The organism is Propioniciclava sp., assembly GCF_029977985.1.
Classification (GTDB): Bacteria; Actinomycetota; Actinomycetes; order Propionibacteriales; family Propionibacteriaceae; genus Propioniciclava.
This window is the reverse complement of sequence record NZ_JARKOT010000198.1, coordinates 1-25,688: the sequence shown is the minus strand read 5'-3', so window position 1 is coordinate 25,688 and position 25,688 is coordinate 1. Positions and strand designations below refer to the sequence as shown.

Sequence of the window (25,688 nt, the reverse complement as noted above, 5' to 3'; positions counted from 1 at the left end):
GGAGTAGTCGCGCAGTGTCGGGGTCTCGGCCGGCTGCGGGTCGGGCGGACGCCAGCGATGCTCCTCCAGTTCGGCCCGGCGCATCGACAGCCACGCGTCGGCGTCGCCCTTGGTCTCGAAGGTGACCGGGGCCAGGTAGCGCTCCCCGTTCTCGCCGAGATAGCTGGCCTGGTAGCGACCCGACCGCTGCTTCGCGACCTTTCCGAAGGCCCGCCGGCGCCTGGTCGACCTGGTCCGACTGGACGGCCGCGGGGCCGACCCGGTGCGCGCGGGCGTACCCGCAGCCCCGTCCACCAGTCGGAGATTGGTCACCCTGTCACCTTGCCCTTGCATCTCACCTGCATCCTAACGCATCCTAACAACAGCCCATTTCTGCCTATTTGCGCCTACTTGGCGTTCGAGAGGTGGAGACCATCATGCCTAGTCACCACGCTGAAACTGGTAGTCAGGAGAGGTAGACGAAGGAGCTTGAGGTGGCAGTTCAAATCCTGTCACCCCGACCAAAATAGGTGGCCCTCCGGATCTCCGGGGGGCCGGTCTTTTCGCAACGTCACGCTCGTGAGGGCTGTCCCAGCGTGACAGTCGCACGCGACATCCCCCGCCCCATCGCCCCGCCTCATCCCGCGACCCCCGGCCCCATCCCCGCGACGCGTGCCCCGCCCCGCCCCGCGGGCCAGCCTCAGGCGTCCGCAACGAGGGCCACGGCGTCCCGGTTGATCCGGACGCCCACGACTGCGGCGTCGATCTTGTCGGGGACGCGCAGCTCGGCGAGTTGCCCGCTGGGCAGGCGGAGGCGCACGGACACGTAGCCCCGCCGCACGCTCTGGGTCACCACCGGCAGGGCCGCGCCGGCGGCGTCCTGAATGAGGGAAGCTGGGCCGAGGCCGACGGACGCGTCCGCGTCCAGGTCGGCGACGCCGAGCGCCGCCGCGTCTTCCGGCGTGAGCACGGTGCCGTAGCCGAGGAACTGCGCCACCTCCATCGACGCCGGCCGGTGCCACAACTGGGCGGGCGTACCGATCTGGAGCAGTCGCCCCTCGGCGAGGACGGCGACGCGGTCGGCGAGGGCGAACGCTTCGTCCTGGTCGTGGGTGACGTGGACGGCGGGCGTCCCCGTGGCGCGCAGCACCTCGCCGAGCACGTCGACGAGCCGTTCCCGCAGGCCGCGATCCAGCGCGGACAGCGGCTCGTCGAGCAGCATCAGGCGCGGCCGGGGCGCCAGTGAGCGCGCCAGCGCCACCCGCTGCGCCTGGCCACCGGAGAGTTCGGTCACTTTGCGGCCGGCGAAGCCCGGCAGACCGACGAGGTCGAGGACCTCCTCGACGACGGCCTCCCGCCGGTCGCGCGGCAGCCGGTGGAGCCCGTAGGCCACGTTCGCGCCCACATCGATGTTCGGGAACAGTGCCGGTTCCTGGAACATCAGCCCGAAGTTGCGCCTGTGCACCGGCACGCGAGCCAGGTCGCTGCCGTCCCAGGTGATGCGCCCGGACGCCAGCGGCTCCAGCCCGGCGATGGCCCGCAGCAGGGACGACTTGCCCGACCCGGACGGCCCCAACAGTGCCACGATCTCCCCCGGCGCGACCTCCAATGACACCCGGTCGACGGCGGTCAGCAGGCGCTCCTGTGCGCGCACGGCGCGCGGTTTCGGCACCCAGGTGACGGCAGGACGCCGGCCTGCGGTGCGCCCGTCCTCGGCCGAGGTCACGTAGCGCACGATGGCGTCCTGCACGGTCAGCCCGGTCACCACGTCGACGCCTCCATGGGCCTCATCCTCTCAGCCGCGGCCATGACTGTGGCCGTCAGCACGGCCAGCAGCACCGCGGCCGCCATGCCCGTTCCCTGGTTCTCCAAGCCCGGACGCCCCATCAGCCGGAACACGACCACCGGCAGGGTCGGGGCGTCGGGCCGCGCGAGGAACGAGGTGGCGCCGAACTCCCCCAGCGACGTGGCCAGCGCGAACCCGGTCGCGAGGCCGAGGGCGCGCCCCGCGAGCGGTGCCTCGACGGTGGCGAGCACGCGGCCGGGGGACGCCCCGAGCACGGCCGCCGCCTCCTTGAGCCGAGGGTCGATGGCGCGCAGCACGGGCAGTAGCACCCGCACGACGAGGGGCAACGCCACCATCGCCTGCGCGATGGGCACGAGGACCATCGAGCTGCGGAGGTCCAGCGGCGGCCGGTTGAGCGTGATGAGGAACCCGAAGCCCACCGTCACCGCCGACACCCCCAGCGGCAGCATGAACGTCGCGTCGAGCAAGCCGAGGGCGCGGCGTCCGGGCAGGCTGCGGGGCCGACGGCTGACGACAAGGCTGACGAGGATCCCGAGGACGAGCGCAAGCACGGACGCCGCGGCAGCCGTCCGCAGGGAGTTGCCGACGGCGCTCGTCACCGGCACGGCGAGAGGGCCGGACAGCCCGGTGAACAGAGCGACATAGTGGTCGAGCCCGTAGCCGGAGGCCGTCCGCAGCGATCGCAGCCCGAGGTTCGTCAACGGCAGGGCGACCAACACGACGACGCCCGCCACGGGGATCGACGGCAGCAGGTCGCGCCGCCACCGCCAACGGTCGGCCACCCGCTCGTCGGTGCGCAGGCGTTGCGCGTGGGCGAGCCGCAGTTGCAGGCGGTTCGTGACGAGGAGGCACGCGGTCACGACCCCGAGCTGGATGATCGAGAGGGCCGCGGCCGCGGTGAGATCGAGCAACTGTTGGGTGAGGAACCAGATCTCGGTCTCGATCGTGCCCCACGTGGGCCCGCCGAGCACCATCACGACGCCGTACGCCGACGCGCAGAACAGGAAGACCAGCGCCGCGGACGATGCGATCGCCGGCGCCAGCGCCGGCAGCGTGACGGTGAGCAGCACGCGCGGCGGGGAGGCGCCGAGCACGGCGGCGACCTGGCCCGGGCGCGGATCGAGCGACGCCCACAGGGCGCCCACGGTGCGCACCACGACGGCCACGTTGAAGAACGCCAGCGACGCCACCACGATCGCCCACGTGCCGTCCAGGCCCCACGCGCCGAGCGGCCCGGTCGCGATGACGAGGGACTTGAACGCCACCCCGACCACCACGCTCGGCAGCGCGAACGGGATCGTCACGACCGCCCGCACCAAGCCGCGGCCCAGGAACCGCGTCCGGTAGAGCACCCAGGCGCAGGGCAGGCCGAGCGCGAGGGACACGACAGTGCCCGCGGCGGCCTGGGCGAGCGTCGTCGCCACCACCGTGCCGGTGCGCGGTGACGCCAGGACGGCCGCGAAGCCGGACAGGCCGGCGGCACCCTCGCCGAACAGCCCACGGGCCAGCAACGCGCCGACGGGCCAGGCGAAGAACACGGCGAGGAAGGCGAGCGGGATGCCCCCCGCCAGCCCCCAGCCGATCCGGCGGGTCACGTCAGTTGAGCACCGCGGCGGTCCAGGCACGGATCCAACGATCCCGCCCGTCGGACAGTTCGGCCGCCGTCAAGGTGTACGGCTTGTCGGCCAGCGGTGCGAACCGCACCCACTCCTCGGGCAGTTCGGTCTCCTTGACGACGGGGTACATGTACATCTCGCCCGGGATGTCGGCTTGCACGTCGTGGCTCAGCATGAACTCGATGAATGTCTGGGCACCCACCTCGTTCTGTGCGCCCGCGATGACGCCGGCGTACTCGACCTGCCGGAAACAGGTGCCCGGCAGCGCGCCCGTGGACGTGCTCTGCTTGTCTTCGGAGACGGTGAACGCCGGCGACGTCGAGTAGCTGAGCGCCAGCGGCCGCGGGCCGTTGCCGCCGCCCGCGCTGAACTGGACGGTGTACGCCTCGGTCCAGTCGTTGGCGACGAGCACCCCATTGTCCTTCAACTGCTGCCAGTAGGCGAGATAGCCGTCCTCGCCCTTCGCGGCGACGGTCGCCGCCAGGAACGCCAAGCCGGGCGAGCTCGTCGCCGCGTTCGAAACCACGAGCAGGTCGCGGTACTCCGGCTTGGCCAGGTCGTCCAGAGTGGCCGGCAGGGCGAGCCCGCGCTGCTCGAACCAGCCCAGGTCGGCGTTGACGCACACGTCGCCGAAGTCGATCGGGGTCAGCCGCGCCGTGTCGTCGGCGGCGAACGTGCCGGCGGTGACGGCGTCCAGACCCTCCGCCTCGTACGGCACGAGGACGCCCTCGGCCAGCGCCCGGCCGGCGAACGTGTTGTCGATCCCGTAGACGACGTCGCCGAGCGGGCTGTCCTTCGTGAGGACCAGCTGGTTGACGAGGCTGCCCGCGTCGCCTGGGGCGGTGTAGGTGACGGTGTAGCCGGTCTCGGCGGCGAACTGGTCCAGCAGTTCTTGGCTGACGTTGAAGCTGCTGTGGGTCACCACCGTCAGCGTCTTCGACTCGGACGCCGCGGGCGTCGCCGGCGTGGCTGTGCCGGTCGGGCTCGCGGTCGGGGTGGTGGTGCCGCAGGCGGTGAGGCCGGCGGCCAGAACGCCCGCGAGCAACACGCGGACGCCCCGGCCGGCGGCCCGCACGGTGGTGGCTGTGGTCATGGAACTCCTCCTGTCTCCAGAAGGGGTGGCCTGTTCGGCCAAGAGCTCGACTCCCTCCGCCGGTGCTAGCCGGATCAGGTTCGAGGGTCTGCGGCGCTCCGCACTCTCAGCGCCCCCGTGGGCGCTCCCCTGTCTGGGGACAGACTAGCGCGCGAGCATCCACCTCACGGATAAGCTCACCTGCGTGACGAGTCCCGCACGTTTCGACATCACAGGGATCACCCTGCGCGAGTACCGGAGTATCGCTCGCTGCACTGTGAGACTGAGGCCGTTGAACCTGCTCGTGGGACCGAACGGCTCGGGTAAGTCCAACTTCGTGGACAGCTTGCGGTTCGTTTCACAATCCCTGAACGAGAACTTGGACAACGCGCTTCGGGACAGAGGCGGTGTTTCCGAGGTGAGGCGTCGCTCCACAGGGCACCCGCGCCACTTCGGGATTGGGCTCACCTTCCGGTGCGCAGATTTCTCGGGTGAGTACCACTTCAGAGTCGGTGCCGCCAAAGGCGGGGATTACCGAGTGACGCACGAAAGCTGCCGCGTGGCCTGGCACGACGGGCGGCCCGACTCATTCTTCAACGTCGCAGGCGGGGAGGTGCTCGAGGCGTCCGTACAAGTCGCACCCCGCGCCCTGGACGATCGGCTCTACCTCGTGGCCATGTCTGGCCTTGAGCCGTTCCGCCCGGTGTTCGATGGACTCACCGGAATGAACGTGTACAACGTCAACCCAGAATCGATGCGTGAGCCACAGAAACCCGATCCGGGGGAGCTGCTGCGGCGAGATGGAGCCAACGTTGCCAGTGTCCTCGAGGCGATGAGACGAGCGAACCCCGCCCGCAAGTTAGTGGTCGAGGAGTTCCTTCAGCGCATCGTTCCCGGCATCGTTTCGGTCGACCGCAAGGCAGTCGGAGCCTGGGAGTCCTTGGACTTCCGCCAAGAGGTCGCTGGGGCCGACGCTCCCTGGCAGTTCCAAGCTTCATCGATCAGCGACGGCACCATGCGCGCGCTGGGCGTGCTCGTGGCGCTCTTCGCCGTTGACGATGGCAGCCCCTTCGCCAGCCCGGTCGCCATCGAAGAACCAGAGACAGCCCTGCATCCGGCCGCAGCCGGCTACCTCTTGGACGCCCTGCAGGAAGCCAGCCACACGCGGCAAGTGATCGCGACGACCCACAGCCCGGAACTGCTGGATTCGCCCGAACTGGATCCCCGCAGTCTGATCTCGGTCCGGGCCTAGGCCGGTCGAACTGTCATCGCGCCCATCAACGTGGTGGGCCGTCAAGCGATCCTCGACGGGCTATATTCCGCAGGGGAGCTCCTCCGACTGGACCAGCTGGATCCAGAGGCAGGCGAGCATCCCAAGCCCGAGCCGCTCGTGCCATGACGACCGTCCGAACGATCGTCGAGGGGTACGGAGAAGTCGATGCACTGCCCGTGCTCCTTCGCCGAGTCGCAGCGAGGGATGGGATCTTCCACGTGAACTTCCCGAAGCCACACCGCGTCCCCAAGTCCCAGATGCTCACCGACAACATCAAGCGAGCCAGCGAGCTCCAGCGCCGCCAGTTGGGCGATGAACCAGGAGGCGTTCTCATCTTGGTCGACGCTGACGACGTCGATCCCGATGCGCTCGTGGCCAAGGTGGAGGGTCTCACCCGAACGGCCGATTTCGACCCCTTCGTCGTTATCGCGGTCAAGGAGTTCGAGGCATGGTTCCTTGCGGGCATCGAATCACTACGTTCGCATCGGGATGTATTGAACGACGCGTCCTTCGCGGGTGACCCCGAAGCACCACGCGGCGCCAAAGAGGCACTGGCGGCCATGATGTCGACGGGCTACACGGAGACGCGCCATCAGGCGGCGTTCGCGTCGATGCTCGATCTCGACACATCGGCGCAACGCAGCCCTTCGCTGTCGCGCCTGATTGACGTGTGCCGCGAGTGCTACTCCTTCAGGCAGTGACCAGGGCGCGAAGCTCCTCGGCGCGACGCGGGTTGCGGGCCAGCCAACGATCGAAGAGGGCGCGGCTGTGGCTGCGGGCGACCCGGAAGGGGAGGACGCTGGCCGCGATGGCTGCGGCGAGCACCAGCACGTACCACAGCCACAGATCACTGCGGACGCCGCCCATGGCCGCCGTGGTGCGCAGGGTGAGTACGAGGACCAGCCCCGCGGAGAGGCCACACCAGGCGTCGTAGAGCGTCCGGCCGGCCCACGGATCGGGGTCGGCGAAGCCGTCCGCGAGGGTCTCCCGACGCCACACGTGGAGCCGGGTCTCGAGCAGCAGCGCGAGCCCGACGAGAAGAGCCACCCAGCCCTCCGCGAAGGCCCCCGAGGCAAGCACCAGCTGCGGCACCCCGGCGACGAGCACGACGGCCGTGAGGGCCAGATAACGCCACATCAGCGCCGTCCGATGGGTCACGCTGGCCCGGACGCGTTCGGCGACGGGAGCTCGCGCGAGGACCTGTTTCGCCGCCCTCAGGGACTGGCGCCGACGGCGTCCGGCCCTCGTGGAGGGCCCAACGGTGCGGGCGTTGTCCAAGATCGCCTGGGCGAGCGTGGCGGGACGCCGGACCGCGACGAGACGCTCGTCCACGAGCAGACCGAGGCGCGCGCCGCAGACGACGAGCAGCAGAACGGCGAGGACCTGAAACGCCGGGTACCACGCCTCGGGCGCGAGGAAGATGGCCTCGGCCGGCGAGAGCAGCAACATGCAGGCGAGGACGAGGCCGCTGGCGTAGCCCAGCGGTGCGATGCGGTCGGCGAGCATGAGGTTGCGTCCGCTCGAGAAGCCGTGGAAGAGGACGGCGAGCGGGAAGGCGATCCAGGCGGACGCCGCCGCCCACCCGAGAACGTGCGGCGAGGGCTGCAGCAGGACGATGAGGAGGTACCACGGCCCGACGATGAGGATGAGCCACGCGGCGATGCCCAGCCCGAGAAGGGGGGGCTCCTTCTGCGGCGTCACGTCCGGGCCGGCCGGTGCCCGGTCAGCGGCCGGTCCCCGCGTACACGACCGCCTGCCCCTCGGCATCGAGGCCGAAGGCGGTATGGCAGGCACGGACGGCGTTGTCGACGTCGTCGATGTCGACCACCACCGAGATGCGGATCTCGGAGGTCGAGATCATCTCGATGTTGATGCCGGCCGCCGCCAGGGCGCGGAAACACGTGGCGGACACGCCGGGGTGGCTGCGCATGCCGACGCCGACCACCGAGACCTTGCCGACGTGATCGTCGTAGCTGACGTCGGTGAAGCCGATGCCCTCGCGCGCCGCCTCCAGGGCAGCCATGGCCTTGGCGCCGTCGGCCTGCGGCAGCGTGAACGAGATCGCCGTGGTGCCGTCGGAGACCGACACGTTCTGCACGATCATGTCGATGTTGATGCCGGCGTCCGCAACCGTGTCGAACACGTCGGCGGCGGCGCCGATGCGGTCCGGCACCCCGACGATCGTGACTTTCGCCTCGGACCGGTCGTGGGCGATGCCGGTGATGATGGGGTTCTCCACGGACTCCTCCTCGCTGATGTGCTTCACCCAGGTGCCGGGCTTGTTCGAGAACGAACTGCACACGTGCACGGGTACGTTCTCGCGCCGCGCATATTCCACGCAGCGCAGATGCAGGATCTTGGCGCCGTTCGCGGCCATCTCGAGCATCTCGTCGTAGCAGATCTCCGGGATGCGGCGCGCGCCGGGCACGATGCGTGGATCGGCGGAGAACACCCCGTCGACGTCGGAGTAGATCTCGCAATAGCCCGCCCGCAGAGCGGCTGCCAGCGCGACGGCTGTCGTGTCGGACGCCCCGCGGCCAAGGGTCGTGATGTCCTTGGTCGTCTGTGAAACGCCCTGGAAGCCCGCCACGATCACCACGTCGCCCTCGCCGAGAGCCGACTCGATGCGCCCGGGCGTGATGTCGATGATGCGCGCATCGCCGTGCTTCTCGGTCGTGATGACGCCCGCCTGGCTCCCCGTGAACGAACGGGCCGTGTAGCCGAGGTCGTTGATCGCCATGGCGAGCAGGGCGGCGCTCATCCGCTCCCCCGCCGTGAGCAGCATGTCGAGCTCGCGCGGGCGCGGGTTCGGCGACACCTGCTGGGCGAGGTCCAGCAGTTCGTCGGTGGTGTCGCCCATCGCCGAGACGATCACGACCACCTCGTGGCCCTGTGCCTGCGTGTCGACGATGCGCTGCGCGACGCGCTTGATGCTGGCGGCGTCCGCGACGCTGGAACCGCCGAACTTCTGCACCACTCGCACGCCTGTCACCCTTTCGTCGGTCGAACCCGGACTACTTTGCCACGGACGCCCCGCGTGCCGCCGGTCATCCCGACTGGTGAGGCGTGAGAGAGCCCTAGACTTGGCGCCATGTCGACCGAGCCCGTGCCCCAGCGGCTATCGGACGCCGACCGCGACGCCGCCGCCGAGTTGTTGCGCGGGCACTTCGAGGCAGGTCGTCTCGACGAAGCCGAGTTCGCCGAGCGCATGGGGGCCGCCCTGTCGGCGCGCTTCGCAGCCGACATGGTGCCGCTCTTCCGCGACCTGCCCGAGCCGCATCCGTCCCTCCCCGGCGCGACGGACGACCGGTGGACGCCTGTCCAGGCCGCCAGTTGGACGCCCCCCGGCACCGTCGAGCCCGCGGCGGCCGTGCCGGCGCCGGCGGCGTCCGGTGGGCTGCTGCCGCCGCAGGTGGCGAAGTGGGTGCCGCTCGCTCGCGGCCTCATCTGGCCGGTGTGCATCCTGTCGGCCATCGTGTTCGGCAACTGGTTCATGTTCTTCGTGATCACCATCCTCGGCAGCGTCATCCTGACCCATCTCGCTCCGGAGGAACGCAAGCCGCCGCCCGAGATTTCCCGCTGACCCGCACGAGGGGCCCGCTCCGGACGGAGCGGGCCCCTCGTGGTCTCGGGTCGAGATCAACTCACGCGTCGAGATCCTTCTCGATGAGCGCGGCAATGGCCTCGACGGCTTCCTCGTTGTCGGACTCGACCGTGACCTCGGCACCCTTCTCGGCACCCAGGGTCATGATCATGAGGCTCGACGCGGCGTCCACGCCCTCCTCATCGTCGCCACCGACGAGCTTGAGGATGATCTCATCGTCGTAGGCCTCCGCGGCCTCGGCGATGATGGCGGCCGGACGGGCGTGGAGGCCCACCGACGAACCGACGGTGACAGTCTTGCTGGCCATTTGTTCTCCTTCGACAGGTCAGATGGGGACGTCAGGCAGTGACGGCCTTCTTGCTTGTGAACTCCTTGAGAGCCACCACCGCCGCGGCACTGACGACCATGCCAGCAAGAATAGCGATGATGAACCCGATCGGGTTGCTGATCGCGAAGAGGACGAACACGCCTCCGTGCGGCGCCCGGCTGCCGACGCCGAGTGCCATGCACAGGGCGCCGGTCACCGCGCCGCCCGCCATCATGGCGGGGATGACGCGCAGCGGGTCCGCGGCCGCGAACGGGATCGCGCCCTCGGAGATGAACGAGGCGCCCAGCAGCCAGGCCGCACGGCCGTTCTCCTGCTCCGCCTCCGTGAACAGCTTCTTGCGGATCGTCGTGGCCAGCGCGAGCGCCAGCGGCGGCACCATGCCGGCCGCCATGACGGTCGCCATGATCCCGAACGCCGCCGGGGTCTGGGCCGACAGGCCCGCGGTGGCGAACAGGTACGCCGCCTTGTTGACCGGGCCACCGAGGTCGAAGCACATCATGAGACCGAGGATGATGCCCAGCAAGATCGCCGAGCCGCCCGTCATGCCGTTGAGGCCGTTCGTCATGGCGTCCATGAGCGCCTTCAGCGGCGCGCCGAGGAACAGGTACATGATGAGGCCGGTCACGAGCGTCACGACCAGCGGGATGATGACCACCGGCATCAGGCCGGCCAACCACCTGGGCACCTTGAACCCGGAGATCCACAGGGCGAGCAGCCCGGCGATGAGGCCGGTCACCAGCGCGCCGAGGAAGCCTGCACCCACCGTGCCGGCGATGACGCCGCCCACGAAGCCGGGCGCGATGCCGGGACGGCCGGCGAGGCCATAGGCGATGTAGCCGGACAGGGCTGCCAGCAGGAAGCCGAACGCCGCGCCGCCGATGGTGAACAGCAGGGCGCCCATGTAGTTGCCGAAGCCTGCACTCCAGCCCGCACTGATGGCGAGACTGCCGATGGACGTCCCCGCCTCCGTGGCGGCCGCGCAGTCGGCGGCCGAGAGCCACGTCAACTGCTCGCACGTGCGCCCGCCCGGCGACCCGGGGGCCAGCGCGATGTCGAAGCCGCCCAGCGCGAAGCCGAGGGCGATGAGCAGACCGCCGGCGGCGACGAACGGGATCATGTACGAGACACCCGTCATCAGCGCCTGCTGGATCCGCTTGCCCCAGCCGAGTTGGCTGCCGCTGGCCTGGCTGGACGCCGCCCCCGGGGTACCCGACACCTTCCGCGCGTTCGGGTCCTTGGACGCCGCTAGCGCCTCCTCGATCATCTTCTTGGGCTCGTTGATGCCGCGCTTCACACCGGACTCGATCACGGGCAGCCCCGCGAACCGCTCCGGCTCCTTGACGCCCACGTCGGTCGCGAAGATGGCCGCCACGGCGCTCGCGATCACCGACGCCGGCAGCGGCTCGACACCGCCCGACCCCTGCGTCTCGATGCGCACGTCGACACCCATCTCCTCCCCCGCCTGGGTCAGAGAGTCCGCGGACATGTAGGTGTGCGCGATGCCGGTCGGGCACGCCGTCACGCCGACGATGATCGGCCGGTCGGACGCCGCCGCGCCCGTCCCTGCCGCTGCCGCCGCCCCGGCCGCCACAGGGGCGGCAGCAGCGGCGTCCACCTTCGCCTGGGCCGGGTTCACGACGCCCTCGACGAGGGCGACGATCTCGGCCGGGCTCTGGGCCGCGCGCAGGGAGGCGAGGAAGTCCTTGCGCACGAGGGCGCGGGCCAGCTGGGTGAGCAGCTTGAGGTGGTCGGCGTCGCCGTCCGCCGCCGCGGCGATGAGGAAGACCAGATCGGCGGGGCCGTCCTTGGCGCCGAAGTCGACCGGGTTCGACAGGCGCGCGAAGGCCAGCGACCCTTCCCGCACGGCGGCCGAGCGGCAGTGCGGGATGGCGAAGCCGCCGGGCAGGCCGGTGGCGGCCTTGCCCTCGCGGTCCATGGCGTCGCGGGTGAGGCCGGCGGCGTCCGCTCGGCCCGCTGCCTCGACGACTCCGGCCAAGGAGGCGATGACGTCGGCCTTCGTGGCTCCGAGGTCCGCATCCAGGCGGACCAGCTGTTCATTGATCAAGCTCATGGCGTCTTCCCTTTCGTGGTGGGCAGGGCTCAGTTGGGGAGGGGCAGGTCGGTGACGGAGACGTCGGCGGACGGCAGGTCGGCCGGCGTCGGCAAGGTGGTGCCGGGCAGCGAGGCCGCCGCCGAGCCATAGCGGACGGCGGTGGTGAGGCACTCGGCGGGCGGACGCCCCGCGACATCGGCAAGGATGAAGCCCGCGACCGAGGAATCGCCGGCCCCCACGGTGCTCCGGACGGAGATCTTCGGGGCACCCGCATGCCACGCGCCGTCAGCGTTGACGAGGACGGCGCCCGAGCCGCCCAGCGTCACGAGGACGTTGGTGATGCCGCGGTCGCGCAGGCGCGCGGCGGCGGCGACGATGTCGGTGACGTCACCGGTGGACGCGGCGGCCTCGAAGGCGGCGGCGTCCCCACCGGTGAGCTGGGCGAGCTCGTCGGAGTTGGGTTTGATCAGGTCGAAGGACGCCTCGGGCAGGGCGTCCAGGACGGCGTCGAGGGCGGCGTCCGATGTGTCGACCGCGATCTTGACCCCGAGAGGCTTGAGGGCCGAGACGAGCTGGGCGTACCAGTCGACGGGCGCACCGGGGGGCAGGGAGCCGGACAGGGCCACCCAGTCGGCACCCTCGGCGGCCCGGACGAGGGCGTCGCGCGCACTGGCCAGGTCGTCGTCCGAGAGGGTCGGGCCGGACTCGTTGATCTTCGTGGTGGTGCCGTCCGGCTCGGTGATGGCCGTGTTCGTCCGCGGCCGGTGGCTCACCTCGGCTGCCGCGACCGTCATGCGGCCCGGCAGATCGGCGTCCAGCATTTCCAGATAGGCCTTGTCGCCGAAGGGCAGGACGGCCTCGGCGGTCACGCCCGACTCGGCAACGACCTTGGCGACGTTCACCCCCTTGCCCGCCGCCTGTTCGGTGACGGACACCGTGCGCTGGACCTCGCCGCGGGCGAGCGGCGCGTCCAGGACGACGGTGCGGTCGATACTCGGGTTGGGCGTGAACGTGACCACGCGTCCCGTGCCCTCCGGCCGGAGGTTCACTGCTGACTCTCCCATGTCCACTTCCTCGGGGTTCTGTGGGTTTATGTGTGCTTTGCAGCCCGCTATGGGCGAGTCTTGCACACGATCGTGCGGTCCGTGTGGCTTCGTGTGGAGATCTCGTAAAACGCCTAATGTTGGTGCCCGTGGCAGCCCCGGATCGAGCGCGCAGCGGCTACCGCGCGGACATCCAGGGCCTGCGCGGCTTCGCCATCGTGCTCGTGGTCGCTTACCACCTGTGGACGTCGGGGCGCGTCTCCGGCGGTGTGGATGTCTTCCTGTTCATCTCCGCCTTCCTCATGGTGGGCAGCTACGCGCGCAAGGGCACCGCGTTCCGCCTCGTTTCCTTCCTCATCCAGAGGTTCCGGCGCCTCGTGCCGGGTGCCGCCGTCGTCATCGCCGTGACCCTTTTCGTCGGCTGGATCGTCCTGCCACCGACCCGCTACGGCTCGTTCCTCGCGCACGGCCAGGCCTCGCTGTTCTACTACGAGAACTGGCAGATGATCGCCGACTCGGTCGACTACATGGCGCCCAGCGCCAGCCAGCTGAACCCGTTCCAGCACTTCTGGAGCCTCTCCGTGCAGGGGCAGGTGTTCGTCCTGCTGGCGCTGCTGTTCGTGGCGTGTTCGTTCGTCGAGCGGCACGCGGGCATCCCCGTCCGACGCACCCTCGCTGCCGCGCTCGGCCTGGTCACCGTCGTCTCGTTCGGCTACGCCACGTGGCTCGTCGGCATCGACCCGGCCGTCGCCTACCTGAGCACCTGGGCCCGCTTCTGGGAGTTCTCCCTCGCCGGCCTCGCCGCGCTGCTGCCCGCCTTCACCCTCCCGGACGCCGCCTCGCGCGCCCTCTCGTGGCTCGGCGTGGGCCTCCTCACCGTCACCGGCCTCGTCCTCGGCCGCGGCGACTTCCCCAGTTGGGCCGCACTCATGCCGCTCGCGGCGGCGGCGCTCGTCATGCTCGGCGGCGCCCGCGCCGACGACCGGTGGCACGCCTCCTGGTGGCTGACGCGACGTCCTGCCTTGTTCGTGGCCAACCGGGCGTACTCGCTGTATCTGTGGCACTGGCCGGTCTACGCCATGTACGCGTGGGTGATGACGCCGCCGGCACGGCTCGACCCGATGGGCAGCGTCATCGTGCTGGCCCTGTCGCTGCTGTGCGCCGACCTGACGACGCGGCTCATCGAGCGGCGCTTCCAGGGGTTGCTGTTGCTCGGCCGCCTGCGCTACGCGCTGGCCGCGATCCTGACGTTCTCGATGATCGCGCTGGCGGCGTCCATGGGGGTGCAGGCGCTGATCCAGCGGGACGCGACCGCCACCGCCAACCTGCCCGAGGCGGATCGCCCGGGCGGGCGGGTGCTCACCCCGGGCGCGACGGCGACGCCCACGCCGGCACGGCGCGGTATCGCCCCGGGCGATGCGGCCATCGCCAACGACTGGCCGACGCCGTGGCCGGGCTGTGTGGCCGGCGACCCAGGGCTGCCGCCGAATCCCGACAGCGGGTGGTGCCACGTGTTTCTCCCCGAGGGGGACGTGACGAAAACGGTCGCCGTGGTGGGCGACAGCCACGCCTACCAATGGCTCACGGCGCTGGAACCGCTGGCGGCCGAGCAGCATTGGCGGGTCATCGCGCACGTGATGCCGGCGTGCCGGGTGGGATCGCCCAGCGAGGCGGCCGGCTGCCCCGAATACGGCGCCGAGACGATCGCATGGCTGCTCGAACTCCACCCCGACTACGTGTTCAGCACGGGGTCGTCGGCGCAGGCGTCCGATCCGGAGCACGACGACTGGGGCTGGGCAGCGGCGATCGCGCCGGTCGCCGAGTCCGGCGTGCAGGTGGTGAACGTGCGCGACAACCCCAGGTGGGGGTTCAACATGCCGGAATGCATCCAACGCTACGGTTCCCTCGACGCCCGCTGCCGCGCGCCGCGCACGGAGAAGCTGCTCGACGCCTGGCCCAAGGGAGGCCTGGAGACCTTGCCGAACATGCACTATCTCGACTTCAGCGACTGGCTGTGCCCGCCGTCGCCCGGGTCGGAGTGCCTCGGCGTCATCGGCAACACCTACGTCTACATGGACACCAACCATCTGAGCCGCACGTACGTCGCCACGCTGGTGGACGTATTCGCCGAGGCATGGCGGACGGAGGTGGGCGTGTGACCGGGTTGCTGCGCTGGGTCGGGGGGCTCGTGGGGCTCGTGCTGCTAGCGGGATGCACCGGGCCGCTGCCGCAACCCAGCATGGCGCCGCGCCCGACCGCGGCGGCGTCGGTGGACGCTCTCCTGCGGACGACCGAACTGGCCGGACGCACCTTCTCGTACTGCGCGAGCCGGCCCGTCGACCAGCTCACCACGAGCACCCGCCGGGTGATCGTCGCCGTCCACGGCCTCGATCGGGACGCCTGTGCGCTGCGCGCCGCCGTCGTCGCCGCGCTGGACGGTGAGCCGACCGACACGATCGTCCTCGCGCCACTGTTCGCCGCCCAGTCGGACGCCGCGCCCGGCGGTCACGCGTGGCACGCGACCCAGTGGCCGGCGGGCTCGGATTCGTCGTACGGGTTGTCGTCGTACGCGGCGATGGACGAGTTCATCGGCAAGCTCGGCGACCGGTCGATCACCCTCGTGGGCTTCTCGGGGGGCGGGCAGTTCGTGAACCGGTACGCGGCGGCCTCCCCGGTGGAGTTGCACCGCTACGTGGTGGTGAACCCGTCGTCGTACCTGTACTTCACCCCCGACCGGGCCGGGTGGGACAGCGAAGCGCTCGACGCGTGCCCGCAGTACAACCGGTGGCGCTACGGGCTGGAGCAGCTACCGCCGTACGTGGTGGCGTCGGGCGGCGCCGACGGGATCATGGCCCGCTATCCGAGACGGGCGATCTCGTATCTCATCGGGACGGCCGACGACAATCCGAACGCCAGCAGCCTCGACCGCACCTGCATGGGTCGCGCTCAGGGCGCCGACCGCGAGGAGCGCGCCCTGAACTATCACCGGCACCTGGAGGTCGTGTTCGGACCGCGGATGGATCTGCGCCAGCCGATCGTCACCGTCCCCGGCGTCGGCCACGACGCAGCCGCCATGCTGGACACCCGCTGGGGCCGCGAGGCGCTGCGCTCCTGAGGCCGCGCCCCGGCGGACGACCCGGGGCTACGGGGCGACCGGTGGGCGTCCGGGCCCTGGGGGCTACTGGGCGACTGGGGGCTCCTCGGCCAACTCGGGGTGCGTCTTGAGGTAGTGGCGGTGGTCGTTGGCCCACGCGTAGTACAGGCCGATCAACAGGCCGCCGCCGATGTAGTTGCCCACCAGCGCGATCGCCACGTTCCCCAACGCCAGCCCGATGTCGATGCCGTGCGTGAAGCCGACGACGGTGAACAGCACCGTGTTCGCCACGGAGTGCTCGAAGCCCAGGAACGCGAAGATGAACACCGCCATGATCATCGCCAGCGAGCGCGTGAGATCGTCCTTGATGAAGCCGTTCCAGATGAGCGTCATCGCGATGTTGATCATGAAGTTGCAGAAGATGGCCCGGACGAACAGGTCGGCCCACCCCGCCGGTCCCGCCGAGATGTACTCCAGCTTGTGCGCCGCCGCAGCGAGCATCTGGTCGCCCACGGCCCCGCCGGTCAGCGTGCTGAACCGCACCAGCGTCGCGATCACCAGCCCGCCGATGAAGTTGCCCAGCAGGCACAGCCCCATGATCTTCAGCGACCGGGCCACCGTCGTCCGCTTGTGGTAGACGCCCACGGTGACGACCATCATGTTCGACGTCAGCAGCTCGGACTTCGTGTAGTAGATGAACACGAGCGCCCACCCGAACGCCAGCCCACCGATGAGTTTCCCGACCCCCGCGAGGGTCAGATCGGCGTTCACCGGGATGCCCGCGAACACGGACACGATCGAGAAGTTCGTCATGTAGAAGACGCCGATGATGATGCCGGCCATGGCCGCCCGCTGCAGGAAGATGCGGGCGACCTCGCCGGTCATGGTCGTCTTGGTGTCCAGGGCATCCAGGACGGTGCTGATGAAGACACGACCGGGGAAGAGCCGGTCCATCGAATCGGCCATGGCCGGCTCCTCTCACTCCGCAGCGACCGCGTCAGGCGGTCAGGCCTTCGCAACCGAGAACTGCAGGCCGAGCTCGTCGTCGGAGACGACGCTGCCGGCCGGGTCACCCTCGGTCATCGTGGTCGCGAGCACCTCGCGCGCGACCTCGTCAGCTCCCGACCGTAGCGCGTCGGCGAGGTCTGCGTCGGCCTTCCACGTCAACGCGATGCGATCGGACACCTCCAGACCGGACGCCTTGCGCGCCTCCTGGACGAGCCGCACCACCTCGCGCAGCAGGCCCGCGGCGACGAGTTCGGGCGTGAGCTCCAGGTCGAGCGCCACCGTCTCGCCCTGCTCGTTCACCACCGACCAGCCCTCGCGCGGACGCTCCGTGACCAGCACCTCGTCGGCCGTCACCACGGTGCCCCCGGCGAAGTCGACGCTCGCCTGCCCCGTGGCCGCCAGCTCGGACGCCAGCGCCGCGGCATCGGCGGCCGCGATCGCCGCCGCCACCTTGGGCGTGTCCTTGCCGAACCGCTTGCCGAGCGCGCGGAAGTTGCCCTTGGCCGAGTAGTCCACGAGGTCGCCCGCCGAGCCGAACGGCTCGACCGTGCCCACGTTCAGCTCGGTCGCGACCTCCGCGAGCAACTCCTCGCCCAACCTGGCGTGGGACGCCGACGCCACCAGCAGGCGCTTGAGCGGCTGCCGGGTCTTGACCCGGGCGTCCGATCGCGCCGACCGGCCGAGTTCGACGAGCCGGCGCGCCAGCTTCATGCCCACGTTGAGGTCGCCGTCGACGGACGCCTCGTCCGCCACCGGCCAGTCGGCGAGGTGGACGGAGGCGGCGGCGTCCGGAACGGCGGCGACGAACAGGTCCTGCCACACCCGCTCGGTGATGAACGGCGCCATCGGCGCCATGAGGCGCGTGACGACGTCGAGCGTCTCGTGGAGCGTCCAGAGTGCGGCGGGATCGCCGTCCCAGAAGCGGCGGCGCGAGCGGCGGATGTACCAGTTCGACAGGTCGTCGACGAAGTCGGACAGCAGCGAGCCGGCGCGCTGGGTGTCGAAGTTCTCCAGGGCGTCGGTCACCTGGGCCACGAGCGCATTCCGGACGCTCACCAGCCACCGGTCGAGCACGCCGAGTTGCGTTCCGGCGGGCGGAGGCGTCGGCGTCCACGAGTTCGTGCGGGCGTAGAGCGACTGGAAGCTGACCGCGTTCCAGTAGGTCAGCAGCACCTTGCGCACGGTCTCGGTGATGGTCGAGTGGCCGACGCGGCGCGACGACCACGGCGACCCGCCGGCCACCATGAACCAGCGGACGGCGTCCGCGCCGTGGGTGTCCATGAGCGGGATGGGCTCGAGGATGTTGCCCAGGTGCTTGCTCATCTTGCGACCGTCCTCGGCCAGGATGTGGCCGAGGCAGAGCACGTTGCGGTAGCTGTTCGCGTCGAACGTGAGCGTGCCGACCGCCATGAGCGAGTAGAACCAGCCGCGCGTCTGGTCGATGGCCTCGCAGCTGAAGTCGGCCGGGTAGGCGTGCTCGAGCCGCTCGGCCGAGCCCTCGGCCCACGGGTAGCCCCACTGCGCGAACGGCATCGAACCGGAGTCGTACCACGCGTCGATGACCTCGGGCACGCGGTGCGACGGCTTGCCGCAGGTCGGGCAGGCGAACGACACGTCGTCGACGAACGGGCGGTGCGGGTCGAGGGCCGACAGGTCCTCACCGGCCAGCTCGCCGAGCTCGGCCACCGACCCGACGCACACCTGGTGGTCGTCCTCACAACGCCAGATAGGCAGGGGCGTGCCCCAGTAGCGCTTGCGCGACAGGGCCCAGTCGATGTTGTTGTCGAGCCAGTCGCCGTAGCGTCCGTGCTTGAAGTGCTCGGGGTACCAGTTGGTCGCCTCGTTCTCGCGGAGGAGGGCGTCCTTCACGTGCGTGGTCCGGATGTACCAGCTCGGCTGGGCGTAGTACATGAGCGGGGTGTGGCAGCGCCAGCAGTGCGGGTACGGGTGCTCGTGGACGAGCGTGCGCAGCAGCAGCCCGCGCTCGCGCAGGTCGTCGATGATCATCGCGTCGGCGGTCTTGAAGAAGACGCCGGACACGTAGCCCTGGTGGGGCAGGAAGCAGCCGTCGGTGCCGATCGGGTTGGCGTACACGATGTTGTTGCGCCGGCTGGAGACGAAGTCGTCCTCGCCGAACGGGTACGACTGGTGCACGAGGCCCGTGCCCTCACCCGTGCTCACGTAGTCCTCGTTGACGACGAACCACGCGCGGCCCGGCTGGTCCATGAGGTCGAGGGGCCGCTCGTAGGTCCAGTCGAGCATGGCGGCGCCGGTGAAGGTGTCCGTGGCGTGCCAGCCCTCGCCGAGCGCGGAGGCCACCGAGTCCTCGGCGACCACGACGGGCTTGTCGCCGGCGTCGGAGACCGCGACGGTGTACGTGATGTCCGGGCCGACGGCGACGGTCGTGTTCGAGACGAGCGTCCACGGGGTCGTCGTCCAGATCGCGAGGTCGGTCGTGCCGGCGTAGGGACCGCTCGTCAGCGGGAACCGGACGAACACGGTCGTGTCGGCGGTGTCCTCATAGCCCTGGGCGAGTTCGTGATCGGACAGCGTGGTGCCGCAGCGCGGGCAGTAGGGGGCGACGCGCTGGTCCTCCACGAGCAGCCCGCGCGCGTGGATCTGCTTGAGCGACCACCACACACTCTCCACGTAGGACGTGTTCATCGTCCAGTACGCCTCGTCGAGGTTCACCCAGTAGCCCATGCGGCGGGTGAGGTCGGTCCACTGGTCGACGTACTGCGTCACCGACGCGCGGCAGCGCTCGTTGAACGGCGCGATGCCGTACGCCTCGATGTCGGGCTTGCCGTTGAAGCCGAGTTCCTTCTCGACGGCCAGCTCGACGGGCAGGCCGTGGCAGTCCCAGCCGGCCTTGCGGTCGACCCGGTAACCCTGCATGGTCTTGAACCGGGGGAAGACGTCCTTGAAGGCGCGGGCCTCGATGTGGTGGGTGCCCGGCATGCCGTTCGCGGTGGGCGGGCCTTCGTAGAACGTCCAGCGCGGCCCGTCGGCGGTCTTGGCGAGCGAGGCGGAGAACGGGTCGGTGGCGTCCCAGAGCGCGATGATCTCGCGCTCCATCGCGGGCAGGTCCACCTGGGGTGCGACGGCGCGATAGCCACAGACGTGCGAGCTCATGGGTTCCTTCGTCGTTCTCGGACGCCGCCGGCGTCCGTCGGGTGGGACGAAGGGACGAGCCTTCCGGAACACCTCCGGCGGACCCGCGGTACCACCCTTCTTGGGCACCTTCCCCGGTGGGAGGACGTGCCCCGCTCGTCGTCGCCCGCCGCCGGTTCTAATGAGCGAGAGCTGGCCGAGCCGGTCGAGACCCGGGAACCCACGCCGTTCTTCCGGCAGCTCCGGGGTGATGGCCCCATCCTTGCCGTGCGGACCCGGCCATCATACGAACCCGACCCCGCTGCCTCCAACTGGGCGGCAACCGGCGGCGGGGGGCGTCCGGTCCGGGACGGTCAGAACCGTCCTGTCCCGGCCATCTGCTGGAGGCGCATGATGCGCTCCTCCATGGGCGGATGGGTGGCGAACATGCGCGCGAAGGCGGCGCCGCGGAAGGGGTTGGCGATCATCATGGCGCTCGTCGCCTCGCGTGCGGGCGTGGGGGCCAGCGGGCGGGCGTCCACGCCGCGGGAGATCTTGACGAGGGCCGACGCGAGGCCGAGGGGGTCGCCGGAGAGGCGGGAGCCGTCCTCGTCGGCGTCGAACTCGCGGGTGCGCGAGATGGCCATGCGGATCACGGTGGCGCCGAGCGGCGCGAGGAAGACCATGAGCAGACCGGCGAGCGGGTTGATGCCCTCCCGGCGGCCGCCGCCGGAGAACATGAAGATCTGGGCGAGCGACGTGATGATCCCAGCGATGGCGGCTGCGACGGAACTGAGCAGGATGTCGCGGTTGTAGACGTGCATGAGCTCGTGGCCGAGCACGGCCCGCAGTTCGCGCGGCTCGAGGATGCGCAGGATGCCGGTCGTCACGCAGACGGCGGCGTTCTCGGGGTTCCGCCCGGTCGCGAACGCGTTGGGGCTCTCGGTGGGCGAGACGTACAGCCGCGGCATCGGCTGGTTGGCGCGCTCGGACAGCTCGCGCACCATCGCGTAATACTCGGGCGCCTGCGCCTCGGACACCGGCTGGGCGTTCATCGAGCGCAGGGCGATCTTGTCGGAGTTCCAGTAGGAGACGAACGTGGACACCAGACCGATGACGGCGAAGATCCAGATGAAGGACGGCTGGTTCGTACCCTGGGCGATCAGCCACCCGAGGCCGAGCAGCACCGCCCACAGGCCGCCGAACAGCGCGACGGTCTTGAGCCCGTTGTTGTGCGAGGACGTCATGACCCAACAACACCACAGCCAGGGGTTCATCTTCCGTCCGGCTTAGCCGAACACCCCTGATCCGACCCTGAACGCGGCGGCCTCAGGGGCGGATGACGACCTTGCCGAACACCTCCCCGGACGCCAGCGCCGCCAGCCCGGCACCGACGTCGCTCAACGGCAGGACGCGGTCCACGTGGGGTCTGAGCCCGGTCGCTTCGAGGAAGCCGAGCAGCTCGACCAGCTCGGCCCGCGTGCCCATCGTGGAGCCGATCACGCGCAACTGTAGGAAGAACACGCGGCTGAGGTCGGCAGGCGGGTTGGAGCCCGAGGTCGCGCCGCAGGTCACCACCGTTCCGCCGGGCCGCAGGCTCTTCAGCGAGTGGGACCACGTGGCTTCGCCGACGTTGTCGATCACCGCATCCACCCGCTCGGGCAGGCGGGAACCGGGCTCGAACGTGGCGTCGGCCCCCAAACCCGCCGCCCACACGCGCTTGGCTTCGCTGCGGGCGGTGACCCACACCCGGTGACCCAGCGCGTGGGCCAGCGCGATTGCCGCGGAGTTCACCCCACCCGAGCTGCCCTGCACCAGGACCGTGCCGGGGCCGTGTAACCCGACGTTCTTGGTGAGCATCCGCCAGGCCGTGAGCCACGCGCAGGGCAGGCAGGACGCCTCCTCCCAGGTCAGCCATTCCGGCTTGTCGACGAGGTTCCGCTCGGGCACGGCGAGCCGCTCGGCCAGGGTGCCCTGCGGGCCTTCTGAGTAGAGGGCCCGCTTCGGGTCGAGGGTCTCGTCGCCGGTCCAGTCCTCGCTCGCCACGACGGCGTGGGCGATGACCGCGCGCCCGTCGGGGGTGACGCCGACGGCGTCCGTGCCGAGGATCATGGGCATGCGCTCGGGGGGCAGGCCCACCCCGCGCAGCGACCACAGGTCGTGGTGGTTCAGGGACGCCGCCCGCACCGCGATCGTCACCCAGCCGGGGGCTGCGTCGGGCTCGGGCCGCTCCCCCACCTCGAGGGCGGCCAGGGGGTCGGTCGGGTTGGCCTGACGGACGAAGGCGGCGCGCATGTGGACACTCTAGGCAGGCGTCGGTGCCGATCCACAGCCGCTCCGGGCTACTGCGGGCGCGGAAGCGCGCCCTGGCTGGGGCGTCGAGGGTCGACGCCGGCGGATCCTCTCTGCGCGATCAGCCCAGCAGGCGCTCGATGACCACGGCCACCCCGTCGTCGTCGTTGGAGAGGGTGACTTCGTCGGCGGCCGCTCGGGCCTCGGGGCGGGCGTTGCCCATCGCGACGCCGTGCCCCGCCCACGTGAGCATCTCGACGTCGTTGATGTTGTCGCCGAACGCGACGACCTCGCTCGCCTCGATGCCCAGGTGCGCGCACACCTTGGCCAGCCCGGACGCCTTCGTGACTCCCTCGCGCGCCACTTCGAGGAAGTCCGCCCCGGAGATCGTCGGATGGCAGCCGGGGACGGCGAGCTCGCGCGCGGCGGCGTACAGCTCGTCGGGGGTGCGGGTGGGGTGCTTGAGGACCAGCTTCACCGAAGGCTCGGCGAGCACGTCGGACAGGTCGGCCCAGCGGTGCTCGACCGGCCAGGCGACCTGCTGGGCGCCCGGATCCTGCTGGCCGACGTAGCCGTGCTGGGCGACATAGAGGTTGCCGCCGTTGCGTACCGACACCGCCAGCAGTCCGGAACACCGCTCCGCCATCGCACGCGCGAGCGTGGTCTGCGCGTCGACGTCGATGAGCTCCTCGAAATAGAGCTCGCCGCTCACGAGGTTCATCGCGACCGAGCCGTTGCTGCCGATCGCGGGCCCGGCCAGCACCGTGCCCTCGACGAGCGCGGCGATCGAGTAGGGCTGCCGCCCCGAAATGGCGGTGACGGTGATGCCGGCGTCCACTGCCGCGGCGAAGGCGGCGCGCGTACGGGCGCTGATGGTGTGGTGGTCGGACTGGATGAGCGTTTCGTCGACGTCGGTCGCGATGAGGCGGATCACGCAAGAACCCTAGCCCGCTCGACGTGGCCACCGCGCCGACCTCGTCGCCGCGCTCCGTGCTCACGTCCCGCGCGGGCGACACTTCCCCCGCATTGCACCACTTCCCTCGCCGCGCGCCACTTCCCTCGCGTTGCAACACGAGGGAAGTGACACCGGGAATGGTCGGTGGGAAGAGGCGAGGGAAGTGGATCCGGGCGAGGCGACAGGACGCCGCCGGCGTCCGTGCTGCGGTCCTCTGTGCAGCGGGCGTCAGTGCTGCAGGGCGAAACCGCCGGTCCAGGAGATCTTCTCCCCGGCGGCGAGGGTCAGCTGGAGGAACCCGAGTGCCTCCATTTCCCGGGCGCGGGACAGAGCGCCCGCGTCGACGGCGTCCAGACCGGCAGCCGTGACCAGCGCGGCGAGTTGGGCCTTGGCGTCGGCGTCGTCGCCCGCGATGAGGACCGTGGTGGGGGCCGTGCCGACGACGCCGGTGGCCAGCGTGGCGGCGAAGGTCGTGTTGAACGCCTTCAGCACGTGCGCGGACGGGAGTGCGCGGGCCACCTCAGCGGCCGCCGAGGAATCGGCCGGCACCACGAGCGAGTCGAACGTGGCGAAATCGAGCGGGTTGGAGATGTCGACGACGACCTTGCCGGCCAGCTGGTCCTTGCGGTCCGCGAGCACGCCGGCGACGGCAGGATACGGCAGCGCCAGGACGACGATGTCGCCCGTCGCGGGGGTGGCGGCGTCGTCCCGGCCCAGGTACTCCACCTGCGCTCCGCCCTTGGCGAGCAGCGCGCCGATCGTGTTGCCCATGGTGCCGGTGCCGATGATGGTGACGGTGTTCATTGCTCGCTCCTTCAGTCTGCGTGGTGACACCACGATGCCACCTCTTGATTGAAGTATCAACTACTTGCGTAGCTCAACTCAGGAGGTGGCGCCCCAGGTGACGGCGCGGCGACCGGTGAAGGCGCGCCCGAGGGTGACCTCATCGGCGTACTCCAGGTCGCCACCCACCGGCAGCCCTGACGCCAGCCGCGACACGGTGATTCCCGTGCCGGCGAGCAGCCGGGAGATGTAGGTGGCCGTGGCCTCACCCTCGAGGTTGGGGTCGGTGGCGAGGATCACCTCGGTGACCGTCGGCCCGCTGAGGCGCCGCAGGAGTTCCGCGATGTGCAGGTCGTCGGGGCCCACGTGGTCGATGGGGCTGATCGCACCGCCGAGCACGTGGTAGAGGCCGCGGAACTCGCGGGTCCGCTCGATCGCCTGGACGTCCTTGCTCTCCTCGACGACGCAGATGACCGACTGGTCGCGGCGCGGGTCGCGGCACACCCGGCAGGTGGCCTCTTCGGCGATGTTGAAACAGATCTCGCAGAAGCGCACCTTGTCCGTGACCTCGCGCAGGGCATCGGCGAGGCGGGCGACCTCCTCCTTGTCGGCCGTGAGGATGTGGAAGGCGATCCGCTGCGCGCTCTTGGGACCCACGCCGGGCAGGCGGCCCAACTCGTCGATCAGCGTCTGGATGGGACCTTCGTACACAGGTGGTGCGGCCCGCTCAGAAGCCGAGACCGGGGATCTGCGGCATGGACGCCGACGCGAGGGCCTGCGCCTGGTGCGAGGCGTCGCGGAGGGCCGCGACGACGAGGTCGCCGAGCGTCTCGGGGTCGTCGGGGTCGATGGCCTTGGGATCGATCTTGACCTCCGTGACCTCGAGGGCACCCGTCATGGTGACGACCACGAGGTCGCCGCCGGCGCTTCCGGTGACGGTCTTGGTGGCCAGGTCGGCCTGTGCGCTCTGGAGCTGCTCCTGCATGGCCTGGGCCTGGGCGAGCAGCGCGTTCATGTCGAACCCGCCGCCCTCGCCACCGAACATCGACATGTCGTCGCCTTTCCGTCTGGAGTGCTGTCTCAGCCTACGTGATGGGGAGGATGGAACAGGTCACGGCTCCGGGTCCTCCTCGCCGATGAGTTGGGCGCCGAGGTAGGTGGCCAGGAGCTCGTCGCTGTTCAGGCCGGTGTCGAGGTCGGGGTCGTCGCGGGACTCGGTGGGCTCAGGCTCCGGCTCAGGTGCTGCCTGCGTGGTCTGGATGTTCGCCCGAGCGAGGTCGGCGCCCGCCGGAGCGGCGCTCGCCTGTGCGATCTGACGCTCCGCCTCTCCCGGGCTGGGCTGCGGCGGCCGTGGCGGCACCGGGGCCGATCGCGCCGACGGCGCCTCGTCCTCACCCGCAATCGTCTCGATGCGCGGCGCGATGCCCATCACCTCGAGGATCGCCTCGCGCACGATGTCGAGGCTCCCCCCACGGCTGAGACTCTCGCGTGCCCCCGGGTTGTTCAGGCTGAGCGTCAGCACGTCGTCGGCGAAGCCGTGCACCTGCGCGTTCTCCCGCAACACGATCCATGTCACGCGACGTCTGTTCTTCACCGCGTCCAGCACCTGCGGCCACATGGACCGGATGCCCGCCGTCGACACCGTTCCCGGGTCGGACGCCGCCGCCTCCGCCCGCGCGAGCTCCGGCTCC

Annotated in this window: 21 protein-coding genes, 2 pseudogenes and 1 riboswitch; of the genes and pseudogenes, 5 read left to right on the top strand and 18 right to left on the bottom strand. The window is 70.4% G+C overall.

The genetic code is table 11. From position 1 onward, the window contains the following. The 4 genes and pseudogenes from Q1K57_RS11705 to Q1K57_RS11690 form a co-directional block, all read right to left on the bottom strand. A pseudogene (locus Q1K57_RS11705) lies at nt 1-312 on the bottom strand (hypothetical protein); the annotation flags it as partial. A gap of 367 nt (nt 313-679) precedes the next feature. After that, the gene (locus Q1K57_RS11700; protein WP_300082771.1) at nt 680-1,744 is read right to left on the bottom strand and encodes an ABC transporter ATP-binding protein; all 1,065 of its coding nucleotides are present in this window, start codon (nt 1,742-1,744) and stop codon (nt 680-682) included. Continuing rightward, a complete protein-coding gene (locus tag Q1K57_RS11695; RefSeq protein ID WP_300082768.1) occupies nt 1,741-3,381 on the bottom strand; it encodes an iron ABC transporter permease in 1,641 nt (546 codons plus the stop codon). Before Q1K57_RS11695 ends, Q1K57_RS11700 begins: the two co-directional genes overlap by 4 nt. A gap of 1 nt (nt 3,382) precedes the next feature. Beyond that, nucleotides 3,383-4,495 carry a thiamine ABC transporter substrate-binding protein gene (locus Q1K57_RS11690; RefSeq protein ID WP_300082765.1) on the bottom strand — a complete coding sequence of 371 codons (1,113 nt, stop codon included), beginning with the start codon at nt 4,493-4,495 and terminating at the stop codon, nt 3,383-3,385. Between the two features lie 34 nt (nt 4,496-4,529). Then, nucleotides 4,530-4,636, bottom strand: a riboswitch (TPP riboswitch). 130 nt (nt 4,637-4,766) lie between these two features. Between Q1K57_RS11690 and Q1K57_RS11685 the strand changes: the two genes are divergently transcribed. Together Q1K57_RS11685 and Q1K57_RS11680 are read left to right on the top strand one after the other, a co-directional pair. Further along, nucleotides 4,767-5,726, top strand: coding sequence for an AAA family ATPase (locus tag Q1K57_RS11685; protein ID WP_366525370.1), 960 nt, complete (start codon nt 4,767-4,769; stop codon nt 5,724-5,726). A 143-nt stretch (nt 5,727-5,869) separates the two neighbouring features. Beyond that, on the top strand, nt 5,870-6,448 hold the full coding sequence (locus Q1K57_RS11680) for a DUF4276 family protein (protein WP_300082759.1): 579 nt from the start codon (nt 5,870-5,872) through the stop codon (nt 6,446-6,448). Here the strand turns inward: Q1K57_RS11680 and Q1K57_RS11675 are convergent. Together Q1K57_RS11675 and Q1K57_RS11670 are read right to left on the bottom strand one after the other, a co-directional pair. Beyond that, the gene (locus Q1K57_RS11675) at nt 6,438-7,448 is read right to left on the bottom strand and encodes a hypothetical protein (protein WP_300082756.1); all 1,011 of its coding nucleotides are present in this window, start codon (nt 7,446-7,448) and stop codon (nt 6,438-6,440) included. The two genes, Q1K57_RS11680 and Q1K57_RS11675, sit on opposite strands and share 11 nt — an antisense overlap. Nucleotides 7,449-7,470: 22 nt before the next feature. Beyond that, complete coding sequence (locus Q1K57_RS11670; RefSeq protein WP_300082753.1) at nt 7,471-8,730, bottom strand: aspartate kinase; 1,260 nt, start codon at nt 8,728-8,730, stop codon at nt 7,471-7,473. 108 nt (nt 8,731-8,838) lie between these two features. Here Q1K57_RS11670 and Q1K57_RS11665 point away from each other — a divergent pair, with 108 nt between their 5' ends. After that, nucleotides 8,839-9,330 carry a DUF1707 domain-containing protein gene (locus Q1K57_RS11665; protein WP_300082749.1) on the top strand — a complete coding sequence of 164 codons (492 nt, stop codon included), beginning with the start codon at nt 8,839-8,841 and terminating at the stop codon, nt 9,328-9,330. 61 nt (nt 9,331-9,391) lie between these two features. On the opposite strand, the gene Q1K57_RS11660 is transcribed toward Q1K57_RS11665, so the two are convergent. Genes Q1K57_RS11660 through Q1K57_RS11650 form a run of 3 tightly spaced genes read right to left on the bottom strand, consistent with a single transcriptional unit; the run spans nt 9,392 to nt 12,796 of the window. Next, complete coding sequence (locus tag Q1K57_RS11660; protein ID WP_300082746.1) at nt 9,392-9,658, bottom strand: HPr family phosphocarrier protein; 267 nt, start codon at nt 9,656-9,658, stop codon at nt 9,392-9,394. Between the two features lie 31 nt (nt 9,659-9,689). Continuing rightward, nucleotides 9,690-11,750, bottom strand: a complete 2,061-nt coding sequence (locus tag Q1K57_RS11655; RefSeq protein WP_300082744.1) for a fructose-specific PTS transporter subunit EIIC — start codon at nt 11,748-11,750, stop codon at nt 9,690-9,692. 29 nt (nt 11,751-11,779) lie between these two features. After that, nucleotides 11,780-12,796 (bottom strand): 1-phosphofructokinase family hexose kinase, encoded by a 1,017-nt coding sequence (locus Q1K57_RS11650; RefSeq protein ID WP_300082741.1) that lies wholly within the window; start codon nt 12,794-12,796, stop codon nt 11,780-11,782. A 128-nt stretch (nt 12,797-12,924) separates the two neighbouring features. Between Q1K57_RS11650 and Q1K57_RS11645 the strand changes: the two genes are divergently transcribed. Then, nucleotides 12,925-14,934, top strand: a complete 2,010-nt coding sequence (locus Q1K57_RS11645; RefSeq protein ID WP_300082738.1) for an acyltransferase family protein — start codon at nt 12,925-12,927, stop codon at nt 14,932-14,934. After that, nucleotides 14,931-15,890: an alpha/beta hydrolase gene (locus Q1K57_RS11640; protein ID WP_300082735.1), complete on the top strand. Its 960-nt coding sequence runs from the start codon at nt 14,931-14,933 to the stop codon at nt 15,888-15,890. Before Q1K57_RS11645 ends, Q1K57_RS11640 begins: the two co-directional genes overlap by 4 nt. Nucleotides 15,891-15,953: 63 nt before the next feature. On the opposite strand, the gene Q1K57_RS11635 is transcribed toward Q1K57_RS11640, so the two are convergent. The 9 genes and pseudogenes from Q1K57_RS11635 to Q1K57_RS11595 all read right to left on the bottom strand — a co-directional run. Further along, a complete protein-coding gene (locus Q1K57_RS11635; protein WP_300082731.1) occupies nt 15,954-16,835 on the bottom strand; it encodes a formate/nitrite transporter family protein in 882 nt (293 codons plus the stop codon). Between the two features lie 39 nt (nt 16,836-16,874). Beyond that, the gene (ileS, locus tag Q1K57_RS11630; RefSeq protein WP_300082728.1) at nt 16,875-20,009 is read right to left on the bottom strand and encodes an isoleucine--tRNA ligase; all 3,135 of its coding nucleotides are present in this window, start codon (nt 20,007-20,009) and stop codon (nt 16,875-16,877) included. A 332-nt stretch (nt 20,010-20,341) separates the two neighbouring features. After that, nucleotides 20,342-21,244 (bottom strand): zinc metalloprotease HtpX, encoded by a 903-nt coding sequence (htpX, locus tag Q1K57_RS11625; RefSeq protein ID WP_300082725.1) that lies wholly within the window; start codon nt 21,242-21,244, stop codon nt 20,342-20,344. Nucleotides 21,245-21,296: 52 nt separating this feature from the next. Next, the gene (locus Q1K57_RS11620) at nt 21,297-22,262 is read right to left on the bottom strand and encodes a zinc-binding dehydrogenase (protein WP_300082723.1); all 966 of its coding nucleotides are present in this window, start codon (nt 22,260-22,262) and stop codon (nt 21,297-21,299) included. A 118-nt stretch (nt 22,263-22,380) separates the two neighbouring features. Next, nucleotides 22,381-23,193, bottom strand: a complete 813-nt coding sequence (locus Q1K57_RS11615; protein ID WP_300082720.1) for an HAD family hydrolase — start codon at nt 23,191-23,193, stop codon at nt 22,381-22,383. 249 nt (nt 23,194-23,442) lie between these two features. Continuing rightward, a complete protein-coding gene (locus Q1K57_RS11610) occupies nt 23,443-24,018 on the bottom strand; it encodes an NADPH-dependent F420 reductase (protein WP_300082717.1) in 576 nt (191 codons plus the stop codon). Between the two features lie 78 nt (nt 24,019-24,096). Further along, entirely contained in the window at nt 24,097-24,708 is a 612-nt protein-coding gene (gene recR, locus Q1K57_RS11605; RefSeq protein WP_300082714.1) for a recombination mediator RecR, read from the bottom strand. Nucleotides 24,709-24,724: 16 nt separating this feature from the next. Next, the gene (locus Q1K57_RS11600) at nt 24,725-25,048 is read right to left on the bottom strand and encodes a YbaB/EbfC family nucleoid-associated protein (RefSeq protein WP_300082711.1); all 324 of its coding nucleotides are present in this window, start codon (nt 25,046-25,048) and stop codon (nt 24,725-24,727) included. A 60-nt stretch (nt 25,049-25,108) separates the two neighbouring features. Then, a pseudogene (locus Q1K57_RS11595) lies at nt 25,109-25,688 on the bottom strand (hypothetical protein); the annotation flags it as partial.

Excerpts from the sequence above, each read along its gene's own strand:
- Q1K57_RS11690 (WP_300082765.1), bottom strand. The coding sequence starts at position 4,495 with ATGACCACAGCCACCACCGTGCGGGCCGCCGGCCGGGGCGTCCGCGTG.
- Q1K57_RS11680 (WP_300082759.1), top strand. The coding sequence starts at position 5,870 with ATGACGACCGTCCGAACGATCGTCGAGGGGTACGGAGAAGTCGATGCA.
- Q1K57_RS11665 (WP_300082749.1), top strand. The coding sequence starts at position 8,839 with ATGTCGACCGAGCCCGTGCCCCAGCGGCTATCGGACGCCGACCGCGAC.
- Q1K57_RS11660 (WP_300082746.1), bottom strand. The coding sequence starts at position 9,658 with ATGGCCAGCAAGACTGTCACCGTCGGTTCGTCGGTGGGCCTCCACGCC.
- Q1K57_RS11655 (WP_300082744.1), bottom strand. The coding sequence starts at position 11,750 with ATGAGCTTGATCAATGAACAGCTGGTCCGCCTGGATGCGGACCTCGGA.
- Q1K57_RS11650 (WP_300082741.1), bottom strand. The coding sequence starts at position 12,796 with ATGGGAGAGTCAGCAGTGAACCTCCGGCCGGAGGGCACGGGACGCGTG.
- Q1K57_RS11635 (WP_300082731.1), bottom strand. The coding sequence starts at position 16,835 with ATGGCCGATTCGATGGACCGGCTCTTCCCCGGTCGTGTCTTCATCAGC.
- ileS (WP_300082728.1), bottom strand. The coding sequence starts at position 20,009 with ATGAGCTCGCACGTCTGTGGCTATCGCGCCGTCGCACCCCAGGTGGAC.
- htpX (WP_300082725.1), bottom strand. The coding sequence starts at position 21,244 with ATGAACCCCTGGCTGTGGTGTTGTTGGGTCATGACGTCCTCGCACAAC.
- Q1K57_RS11620 (WP_300082723.1), bottom strand. The coding sequence starts at position 22,262 with ATGCGCGCCGCCTTCGTCCGTCAGGCCAACCCGACCGACCCCCTGGCC.
- Q1K57_RS11610 (WP_300082717.1), bottom strand. The coding sequence starts at position 24,018 with ATGAACACCGTCACCATCATCGGCACCGGCACCATGGGCAACACGATC.
- Q1K57_RS11600 (WP_300082711.1), bottom strand. The coding sequence starts at position 25,048 with ATGTCGATGTTCGGTGGCGAGGGCGGCGGGTTCGACATGAACGCGCTG.